A 250-nucleotide genomic window follows, 5' to 3' on the forward strand; every position below is an offset into this window, starting at 1 on the left:
CGGAGCGCAAAAATAGTCCAAAATCGACTTATTTTCGGCTCTGAAAACACAGAAATTCAGTCAAATGTTTTCAAAATGTTTTCACGGAAGTTATAGACATCAAAAAAACCGCTAATATTAGCGGTTTCAGATTGTTGACAAAAGCCTATACCTTTTCGTAAGGACATAGGCTTTTTATTGTATATAGGCAATTTTCGAAATGAAATTGTCTTTTTTTGTATATTTTGAAGGATATATTGAATTTTTTGAT

The 250-nt window shown here is 30.8% G+C and carries 1 protein-coding gene; it reads right to left on the minus strand.

What is annotated here, in order from left to right; all coding sequences use genetic code 11:
* Positions 1-56 precede the first annotated feature (56 nt).
* A partial coding sequence (locus tag NE665_RS24660; RefSeq protein ID WP_256302801.1) for a hypothetical protein occupies positions 57-250 on the minus strand: 194 nt, incomplete at its 5' end.

Source organism: Clostridium sp. DFI.1.208 (assembly GCF_024463855.1).
Taxonomy (GTDB): Bacteria; Bacillota_I; Bacilli_A; order Erysipelotrichales; family Erysipelotrichaceae; genus Clostridium_AQ.